This is a genomic window from uncultured Caldilinea sp., assembly GCF_937128415.1.
Lineage (GTDB): Bacteria > Chloroflexota > Anaerolineae > Caldilineales > Caldilineaceae > Caldilinea.
Genome location: NZ_CAKZMJ010000078.1, coordinates 22,888 through 32,416 on the forward strand (window position 1 = coordinate 22,888; position 9,529 = coordinate 32,416).

The 9,529-nt window shown below is 64.9% G+C and carries 10 protein-coding genes; 3 read left to right on the forward strand and 7 right to left on the reverse strand.

Features of this window, described 5'->3' with window-relative positions:
• The first annotated feature begins 2 nt into the window (after positions 1-2).
• The 3 genes from Q0367_RS14770 to Q0367_RS14780 are packed head-to-tail and all read left to right on the forward strand — an operon-like array spanning position 3 to position 1,204.
• On the forward strand, positions 3-263 hold the full coding sequence (locus Q0367_RS14770) for a FitA-like ribbon-helix-helix domain-containing protein (protein WP_297636672.1): 261 nt from the start codon (positions 3-5) through the stop codon (positions 261-263).
• Positions 263-646 carry a type II toxin-antitoxin system VapC family toxin gene (locus tag Q0367_RS14775; protein ID WP_297637347.1) on the forward strand — a complete coding sequence of 128 codons (384 nt, stop codon included), beginning with the start codon at positions 263-265 and terminating at the stop codon, positions 644-646. Before Q0367_RS14770 ends, Q0367_RS14775 begins: the two co-directional genes overlap by 1 nt.
• A 9-nt stretch (positions 647-655) precedes the next feature.
• Positions 656-1,204, forward strand: a complete 549-nt coding sequence (locus Q0367_RS14780) for an O-acetyl-ADP-ribose deacetylase (RefSeq protein ID WP_297636675.1) — start codon at positions 656-658, stop codon at positions 1,202-1,204.
• A 14-nt stretch (positions 1,205-1,218) separates the two neighbouring features.
• Here Q0367_RS14780 and hemG read toward each other — a convergent pair whose 3' ends face one another.
• From hemG to hemA, 7 genes are read right to left on the reverse strand one after another with little or no spacing between them, the layout of a single operon-like run.
• Positions 1,219-2,634: a protoporphyrinogen oxidase gene (hemG, locus tag Q0367_RS14785; RefSeq protein ID WP_297636678.1), complete on the reverse strand. Its 1,416-nt coding sequence runs from the start codon at positions 2,632-2,634 to the stop codon at positions 1,219-1,221.
• Positions 2,635-2,645: 11 nt separating this feature from the next.
• Complete coding sequence (gene hemL, locus Q0367_RS14790) at positions 2,646-3,968, reverse strand: glutamate-1-semialdehyde 2,1-aminomutase (protein WP_363325876.1); 1,323 nt, start codon at positions 3,966-3,968, stop codon at positions 2,646-2,648.
• A 5-nt stretch (positions 3,969-3,973) separates the two neighbouring features.
• Positions 3,974-5,071, reverse strand: a complete 1,098-nt coding sequence (hemE, locus tag Q0367_RS14795) for a uroporphyrinogen decarboxylase (RefSeq protein WP_297636684.1) — start codon at positions 5,069-5,071, stop codon at positions 3,974-3,976.
• Between the two features lie 20 nt (positions 5,072-5,091).
• Entirely contained in the window at positions 5,092-6,147 is a 1,056-nt protein-coding gene (gene hemB / locus Q0367_RS14800; protein WP_297636687.1) for a porphobilinogen synthase, read from the reverse strand.
• Positions 6,144-6,998 (reverse strand): uroporphyrinogen-III synthase, encoded by an 855-nt coding sequence (locus Q0367_RS14805; protein ID WP_297636690.1) that lies wholly within the window; start codon positions 6,996-6,998, stop codon positions 6,144-6,146. The genes hemB and Q0367_RS14805 overlap by 4 nt, the downstream gene beginning before the upstream one ends.
• Positions 6,995-7,930, reverse strand: coding sequence for a hydroxymethylbilane synthase (gene hemC, locus Q0367_RS14810; protein ID WP_297636693.1), 936 nt, complete (start codon positions 7,928-7,930; stop codon positions 6,995-6,997). The genes Q0367_RS14805 and hemC overlap by 4 nt, the downstream gene beginning before the upstream one ends.
• On the reverse strand, positions 7,923-9,362 hold the full coding sequence (hemA, locus tag Q0367_RS14815) for a glutamyl-tRNA reductase (RefSeq protein ID WP_298983167.1): 1,440 nt from the start codon (positions 9,360-9,362) through the stop codon (positions 7,923-7,925). The genes hemC and hemA overlap by 8 nt, the downstream gene beginning before the upstream one ends.
• Positions 9,363-9,529: the final 167 nt, after the last annotated feature.

Consider the following 9,529-nt stretch of genomic DNA (forward strand, 5'->3'; position numbering starts at 1 on the left):
CTATGACGCAGTTGACCATCCGAGGAGTCGATGAGCGACTTCACAAGGCATTAAAAGAGAAAGCCGAGGAGCAAGGGATCAGCGTCAATCGTCTGGCGCTCGATGCGCTTCGCCAAAGCGTCGGCCTGGTGGACTCGCAACGGCGTCATCATGATCTGGATCACCTGGCCGGCACATGGACGGAAGAAGAGTACGAGGAATTTCAGAAAGCGCTTGAACTTCAACGCAGGATCGAACCAGAGTTATGGGAGTCAGAAAGTTGATGCTGGACACTTCCGCGTACTCGGCGTTTCGTCGAGGTCATCCTTCGATTCTCGAGACGATCCAGAAGGCGGATACCATTTTGATCTCCTCCATCGTGGTGGGTGAATTGTTGTTTGGTTTTCAACTGGGCTCCCATTATGAACGCAACCGGCGAGAGTTGGATGATTTCATTTCCTCTCCACGGGTTCAAGTCGTTCCTATTGATCTATCCACGGCGGAAAGGTATGCATGGCTTTTTGTGTATCTGCGCAATGCTGGGAAACCGGTTCCGATCAACGATCTGTGGATTGCTGCAAGCGCATGGGAACATGGCTGCGTCTTGCTCACGACGGACAGGCACTTTTCTGAAATGCCTCAAATTCCTGTGAACCTGGTGCAATAAGATTCAGGCATGGCAAATGCATCGCGTCTTGAAATCATCCAGGCCGATATCACCACGCTGCGCGTCGACGCCATTGTCAACGCAGCCAATTCTTCCCTGCTGGGAGGCGGCGGCGTCGACGGCGCCATCCATCGAGCAGCGGGGCCGGGGCTGCTGGCGGAGTGTCGTACGTTGGGCGGTTGCCCGACCGGCGAAGCGCGATTGACGCGCGGCTATAACCTGCCCGCCCGCTACGTCATCCACACCGTCGGCCCGATCTGGCGCGGGGGAAAGCACGGCGAGGATGAGCTGCTGGCGCGCTGCTATCGCAGCGTCTTCGCCATCGCCGCCGGGCGTGAAGACATCCGCACCCTCGCTTTTCCGTCGATCAGCACCGGCGCATATGGCTTCCCGATCGAGCGCGCCAGCCGCATCGCCTTGCGCGAGATGCTGGCCGGCCTGGAAGCCAATCCCCGGCTGGAAAAGGTCATCGCCTGCTGCTACTCCGCGCATGACCTGCGCGTGTACGAAGAAGCCTACGCCGAACTCTGCGCAAACGGCTCACAGACCCATTCGTGATCTGAGTTTTTCTTTTAGCTGGACAAAAGAGAGGCCGCCCGCTCCGCCGCCTCTTGCCCTTGTCGGATGCAATCCGGAAGGCCGACGCCTCGATAGGCGCTGCCGGCGAGATGAACGCCAGGGGGCAGGCCGCGCTCGATGGCGGCGATGCGTTCCAAATGGCCGACGTCGTACTGCGGGTTGGAGCGGGGCCAGCGATGAATGCGGTGGAAGAGCGGTTCGGCGTCGATGCCTAGAAGAGCGTCCAGCTCGCGGCGCACCGTGGCGTAGAGGTCGGCGTCATCCAGCTCCATCGAGTGGGGGCTGCGCGAGCCTCCGAAAAAGACGCGCAGCAGCAGGCGCCCCTCCGGCGCGCGATGGGCGAATTTGATGGAGCTGAGCGTGACGGCGTTGATCGGTCGGCGCTCGCTCATCGGGATGACGAGGCCGTAGCCGTTGAGCGGGTTGCGCGCCTCGCTGCTGCGGAAGGCCAGCGAGATCGTCCCTGCGCTGACATAGCGGATGCCATCCAACAAATCGGCGGCTTCCGGCGCCAACGGGCGTAGGAGCCGGGCGGCGACAAAAGCCGGCGTCGCCAGGATGACCTGTCCGGCGTCGAGCGTGGCGCCGTCGCTCAGATGCAGGCGGTAGCCGTTGGCAATCGGCTCGATCGCCTCGACGCCTGTGCACAGGCGGAGAGCGCCCGAAAGTCGTGTGCGCAGCGCCGTCACCATCGTTTCGACGCCCTCTTTAAAGGTCACGAAAAAAGGCAACGGTTTGTCGTGGGAGACGGCGGCGTTCTGGCTGCGCCGCTGCTGCGACGCCAGCATGCCTCGAATCAGACTGCCGTGGTTTTGTTCAAGTTCGCGAAAGCGCGGAAAGGTGGCGAGCACGCTCTGCTTGTCCGCCTCGGCGTTGTAGATGCCCGACATCAGCGGCTCGGCGATCTTGTCGAGCGCCTCGCCGCCCAGCCGACGGCGCACAAAGTCGGCCAGCGTTTCGTCGCCGTCGTCCCGTCGCGGCGGGATGAAAAGCTCCAACCCCATGCGCAGCTTGCCCCACGGCGAAATTAGCGGCGAGAACAGAAACGGCTTGAAGCGGGTCGGCACGATCATCAATACGCCCTCCGGCAGCGGCGTCGGCCGGCCGCGATGGAGGACGTACGTCTGTTTCAGGCGTTCATTCGTCCCGATCAGCGCGTCGCCGAGACCTAACTCCCGCGCCAACGCCACGCCCCAGGGCTTCTGGGTGATGAATGAATCAGGCCCGGCCTCGACGATGAACGGCGCCTCTTCCTGACCATTGAGCGCGATGCGCTCCGTGCGAATTTTGCCGCCCAGGCGGGCCGCCTGCTCCAACAACACATAGTCGATCCCAGCCTTCTGCAGCCGCCACGCTGCACTCAGCCCGGCGATTCCCCCGCCGACGACGGCGACCGAACAGCGACTCATCCCTTTTTCTTTCACTGCCCGCTTCTCACTTCTTTCAACCCTTCCTCCACAGCCTGCAACGTCGCATCGATCACTGCGTCGTCGTGCGCGCTGGAGACGAAGCCTGCCTCGAACTGGCTGGGTGCAAAATAGACGCCGCGTTCAAGCATTGCGTGGAAAAAGCGTGCATAGCGTGCGGCGTCGGCGTGCTCTTTGGCGGTGGCGTAATCGGTGATGGCGCGGCCGGCCGATTTCAAGAAGTAGAAGCCGAACATGGCGCCGGTGCAGCCGGCCTGGAGAGGAATGTCATGGCGGGCGGCCAGCGCCTCGATGCCGTTCACCAGCCGCGCCGTGGCTGCGGCGATGGCGTCGAAAACCCCCGGTTGGGTCAGCTCGCGCAGCGTGACGAGGCCGGCGGTCATCGCCAGGGGATTGCCGGAGAGCGTGCCGGCTTGATACATCGGCCCGACGGGCGCCACCATCTCCATGATGGCGCGTTTGCCGGCGTATGCGCCCACGGGCAGCCCGCCGCCGATCACCTTGCCCAGGCAGGTCAGGTCTGGATCGAGCCCCCACAGCGCCTGCGCGCCGCCGAGGCTGGCGCGGAAGCCGGTCATCACCTCATCGAGGATGAAGAGCGCGCCCTCACGGCGACACAGGCGTTGCAGGCCGGGGAGAAACCCCTCCTGCGGCAGGACAAAGCCGATGTTGGCTGCGATCGGTTCGACGATGACGCCTGCGATCTCTCCGGGGTAAGTCTCAAACAGGCGCTCGACGGCCGCCAGATCGTTGAAGGGTGCGATCAGCGTGTCGGCGGCGGTTGCGGCGGGCACGCCAGGCGAATCGGGCAAGCCGAGGGTGGCGACGCCGCTGCCCGCCTGCACCAGCAGCATGTCGGCGTGGCCGTGATAACAGCCGCTGAACTTCACAATTTTGGGGCGTCCGGTGTACGCCCGCGCCAGCCGCAATGCGCTCATTGTCGCCTCGGTGCCGCTGTTGACGAAGCGCACCATCTCCACCGATGGCACGAGGTCAATCACCAGCTGCGCCAGCTCGACCTCCAGCTCGGTTGGTGCGCCGTAGCTCGTCCCGCGGGCGACGGCTTCCTGCAGCGCTGCAACCACCGTCGGGTGCGCATGGCCCAAAACCAGCGGCCCCCAGGAAAGCACGTAGTCAATATAGCGATTGCCGTCCACATCCCAGACGTAGGCGCCTTGCCCGCGCGCAATGAAGCGCGGGGTTCCGCCTACGCTGCGAAAGGCGCGCACCGGGCTGTTCACGCCGCCGGGAATCACCTGTTGCGCGATGGCAAAAAGTTGTTCGGACTTCGACGTATTCATCGAAACTTCCTCAATACGAATCAAGATGAAAGAGACTGACTATATTCATGCACGAATTCCACCAGCCGCTTGACGTTGTCCACCGGCGTCTGCGGCAAGATGCCGTGGCCCAAATTGAAGATATGGCCCGGTCGTCCGACGGCGCGGGCGCGGTCGAGCACCTGCTGAATGCGCGGACGGAGCGCCTCCCACGGCGCCAGCAGCGCCACCGGGTCGAGGTTGCCCTGCACGGCGACGTCTTCGCCGAGCGTGCGCCAGGCGACGTCCAGGTCAATGCGCCAGTCCACGCCGATCACGTCGCCGCCGGCCTCGCGCAGCAGCGGCAACATCCCCGCCGTGTTGACGCCAAAATGAATGATCGGCGCGCCGCCCGCGCGCGCAATCTCGATGGCGCGACGGCTGTAGGGCAGGGCATGGGTGCGATAATCGTCCGGGCTGAGCTGTCCCACCCAGGAATCGAAGAGCTGCAGCGCCTGTGCGCCCGCGCGGGCCTGGGCCAGCAAATACTCGCCGACCAACGCGCTGAGCTTTTCCATCAGCGCATGCCAGAGGGACGGCTCGGCCATCATCAGGGCTTTCACCCGTCGATGGTCGTGGCTGCCGCCGCCTTCCACCGCATACGCCGCCAGGGTGAAGGGTGCGCCGCTGAAGCCGATCAGCGGCAGGCCGCGCGCATCCAGCTCGCGACGGGCCAGTCGAATGGCTTCCAGCGTAAACCAAAGCGCTTCCTCCGGCGGCCGCACCACCAGCGCGTCCACGTCTGCGCGCGTGCGCACCGGGTTGTCGATGTGCGGCCCTTCGCCCTTGATGAACTCCAGGCGCAGCCCCATGCCCTCCAGCGGCGGCAAAATGTCGGCGAAGATGATGGCGGCGTCCAGGTCAAAGGCGTTGATCGGCTGCAGCGTCACCTCACACGCCAGCTCCGGCGTCTTGATGATCTCCAGGATCGTGTAACGCTGCCGCAGCGCGCGATATTCCGCCATGTAGCGGCCCGCCTGCCGCATCAGCCAGACCGGCGTGGCGTCGACCGGCTGGCGACGACATGCGGCGAGAAAACGAGAGGGGCGCAAGGATGCGGGCGATTGGGCGGTCGAACGATCCGATGTTGCTTCCACCATGAGAGAACCATCCTTTTGCGTCACTCCAGAACCCACTTCGCCGCCTCTTTGGCGAAATAGGTCAGGATAAAGTCGGCGCCGGCGCGCTTGATGGCGATCAGGCTTTCCAGCGCACAGCGTTTCAAGTCCAGCCAGCCGTTGGCTGCTGCGGCGTGCAGCATGGCGTACTCGCCGCTGACCTGATAGGCGGCGATCGGCAACGGGTAGCGTTCGCGCAGCGCGGCCAAAACGTCGAGATAGGGCAGCGCCGGCTTGACCATCAGCATGTCGGCGCCTTCGACCATGTCCAGGTCGGCCTCCTTGAACGCCTCGCGGCGATTGGCCGGGTCCATTTGATATTGGCTGCGGTCGCCGAAGGCGGGCGGACTTTCGGCGGCCTCGCGGAAGGGGCCGTAAAAGCCGCTGGCGTATTTGACCGCATAGCTGAGGATCGCCACGTGCTCAAAGCCTGCGGCGTCCAGTCCACTGCGAATCGCCGCCACCATCCCGTCCACCATGCCGGAGGGTGCGATCACATCGGCGCCCGCTTCAGCGTGCACGGCTGAGGCTCGCGCCAGCAGCTCGCGCGTCGGCGCATCGAGCAGATACCCTTCGGGCAGATGCGGATGATAGTGCATTTCGCCCGGAATGTTGATGACGCCGCAGTGGCCGTGGTCTGTGTATTCGCAAAAACACATGTCGGAGATGACGATCAGCTCCGGCGCTGCGTCCTTGATGGCTCGGATCGCCTGCGGCACCACGCCGGCGGGATCGTAGTTGTCGCTACCGACAGCGTCTTTGTGCGCGGGAATGCCGAACAGGATGACCGCAGGCACGCCGAGGCCGGCGATTTGCTTGGCTTCCTCCGCAAGTTGATCCACCGAAAGCTGAAATTGTCCCGGCATAGAGCGGATCGGGATGCGTTGATTGCGGCCATGGCGCACAAAGAGCGGCGCGACGAAGTCGGCCGGGGTCAGCGTCGTCTCGCGCACCAGGCGGCGAAGGCTCGATGTGCGCCGCAGCCGTCGCGGGCGCAATAGGGCGGCGTCGGCGGCGAGGTCTGAACGATGAAGGTGCGCAGGGTTGAGTTCAATCATGGGATCCCCTGAGTCTGTCGTGAACTGCATGAATCTTTCCTGGCGAAATGTTCGGCCAGCGCCGTAGTCAGCCCTTCCAGGCTCTGCTGCGTCGAGATGACGGCGGGAATGAAACCGGCCTCCTGCACGGCGCGCGCCGTGACCGGCCCGATGCACGCCAGGCAGACGGTGTGCAAGAGCGCAGGGTCGCCCCTTTCGTTCACGAGCCGCTCCAGCAGAAAGCGAAAGGCGGACGCGCTGGCGAGCGTGACGGCGTCCACCTGGCGTTGCGCCAGTAAATTGGGAAGGTCAACGCCTCCGGCGCCGCGCACGGTTTCATAGGCGACGACGGGATGAACGGATGCGCCGATCGCCGTGAGACGCTTGAAAAGCACATCGCGCGCCAATGCCGACTGCGGCAACAGGATGCGTTCGCCGGGGCGCACCAGCGGTTCGAGCGCGGCGGCCAGGCCTTCGGCGACCTCCTCCTGCGGTGCGAGGGCGACTTGCAGGCCAAGCTCCTCCTGCACGCTGCGGGCGGTTGCAGCGCCGACGACGGCGATGCGCACCCCGCCAAGCTGCTGCGGGGCAATGTCCAGCGCAGCCAGACGCTGCGCCACGATGCGCACAGCGTTGGCGCTGGTCAGCACCAGCCAGTCGAAGCCGCCCTGTGCGGCGGCGCGCAGGCTTTGATCGAGCGCAGTTGAGTCGTCCGGCGGCTGAATGGCGATGCAAGGGTAAAGCAATGGCACGGCGCCCCACCGTTCGAGCAGCGCCGCAAACGCCGACGCCTGCTGCGCCGCCTGGGTGATGACCACCCGTCGCCCCTGCAACGCCAACGAAGGGATGGGTGAAGGCAGAAGCGGCGTCATCTTGGCTCCTCGGTCAGCAAGCTGGCTGCGCCTTGCGCCAACGCCTGGGCTGCCAGCCTTGCGCCCAGCGTTTCGGGTTCATCGCGATGGGCGTCGCCGTCCACTTCGACGCAGCGGCGACCGTCGGGCGAAAGGACACGGCCGCGCAAGCGGAGTCGCCCTTGCTCAATTTTTGCGTGCGCCGCCACAGGGACTGCGCAGCCGCCGCCCAAATGGCGCAGAAAGGCGCGCTCCGCCGTCACCGCCGCGCGCGTGTCCGGGTCTTCCAGGGGGGCAAGCAAGCGCAGGATCGCCGCCTCGCTCCGACATTGCACGGCCAGCGCGCCTTGCCCCGGCGCGGGCAACATGAGCTCCAGCGGCAGCGCCTCCGTGACGACGTCGCCGCGACCGAGCCGCTCGACGCCGGCCGCGGCCAGCACAATCGCGTCATAGAGCCCCGTCGGGTCGAGCGTTTTGCGGATGCGCGTGTCTACGTTGCCGCGAATGTCAACGGTGCGCAGGTGCGGATAGGCGCGCAGGAGCTGAGCGCTGCGACGCCGACTGCTGGTGCCGACGGCTGCTCCTGCTTCGAGTTGCGCCAGCGGGCGACCGCTGCGGCTGACGACGACGTCGTGCACAGGCCCGCGTACGGGGATCGCACCGATGACGAGCTCCGCCGCCGGCTCGGTGGGCAGGTCTTTGAGGCTGTGGACGGCCAGATCGATGGCGCCGCTGTGCAGCGCTTCCTCCAGTTCTGCGGTGAACAGCCCCTTGCCGCCGATCAAGGGGAGCGGGCGGTCGAGCATCCGGTCGCCCTGCGTATGCAACACCGTGACATCGATGTGAAGCTGAGGCCATGCTTTGGCCAACAGCTCCGCCACATAGTCGGTCTGCCAGCGCGCCAACAGCGAGCCGCGCGTGCCCAGGCGCACGATATCGATGCGCTCACTCATGGGCGTAGACTCCGTTGCGATAGACGCCGTTGCATGGGGCGGGACAGAAAAACGCTGCGCCGTTGGAGGCGCTGAAGAGTGGGTGCGCGCATCCGCGCGTCTCTGCTGTTTCCTCCGTCGATGCAGATATCGACGCAGCGGTTTCCAGGCCAAAGAGTTCGGTCAACGCCTGGGCGAAGCAGGGGCCGTCGCCGCCGGCGGCTCGCGCTTTGAGGCGCACGGTCGGCTCATGCAGCAATTTGGCGACGATGCGATTCGCCAGACGCTCGACCTCTTGACGCAGGCGTTCATCCTCCGCATGTCCATGCAACAGTTTACGCAACGTGCGCTCCACTTCCTGGCCGGCGATCGTTTCGCCGCGACGGCGCAGCGCCATCACAGCCGGCAAGACGTCGCGCGCGGCGAGCCATTCCATGAACGCGGCGGATTCCTCGGCGATGATGGCCTTGACATGGGGGATGGCTGCCTGGCGGCGGCCTAAGTTGGCGTCGATGCAATGTTGCAAGTGGTCCAGGTCGAAGCGCATGACGCCGGGCAGGGCGTCCACGTTGGGGTCGATATCGCGCGGGTGTGCGATGTCAAACAGGACCAGCGGGCGGCCGTCGCGTGCGCCCATCGCCTGCGCAACCGTCGCTGCGGTGAGCACCATCGAGGGCGCAGCGGTGGCGCTGATCACCAGGTCGACCGTCGCCAGCGCCTCGTCGAGCTGGCGCCACTCCAGGGCGCGGCCGCCGACCTGCGCGGCCAATCGCTCGGCGTGCGCCTGCGTGCGGTTGATGCAAAGAAGCGAGGCGATCTGATGTTGGTTCAGCGCAGCCGCAGCCAGCTCCGCCATTTCGCCCGCGCCGAGGATCAGCGCAGTGCGATGGGAGAGATCGCCCAGAATCGCCCTGGCCTGTTTCACGGCCGCATGACTGATCGACGTTGTGTAGCTGCCGATGGCCGTCTCTCTGCGCGCGCGTTTGCCGCAGTGGAGCGCCGTGTGGAAGAGCCGTGCGAGAATCGGTCCGCTGTCTCCGTTCGCCTGCGCGGACGCATATGCGTCGGCCACCTGGCCTAAAATCTGCGCCTCGCCCAGGATCAGGGAGTCCAACCCGGAGGCGACGTGCAGCAGGTGCTCAATCGCCGCCTGGCCGGTCTTGACATAGACATAAGAAGTCAGCTCGGCCTGCGCTGCGTTGCGTTGACGCGCAATTTCGCCGACGACTTGATGCACCGCCGCTGTGGGTTCGAGACTGACGGCGTACACCTCGAGGCGGTTGCAGGTTGAAAGCACGATGACTTCCTGCAAGACGCTTTCTTCCCCTCCATCGTTGCGCAAGGCGCATAACAGGGAGCGCAGGCTGTCCGCATCGAACGAGAAACGTTCGCGCACGGTGATGGGCGCCGTGTGATGGCTCAGTCCAACCAGCAGGATAGAAGACGCGTCCATTTCGGAATCTTTCTGCAATTTCATCTCCGTTGCGATTGCGCAGCGGTTTCACCTCTGACCGAAAGGCGTCGCCTGCAATGCTTCCTCGACCAGCGCCGCCAAAATGCTCACCATCGCCGGGCTGTCGTTGAGCATCGGCGGCCGTTCGACGCGCACGCCATGTTCGC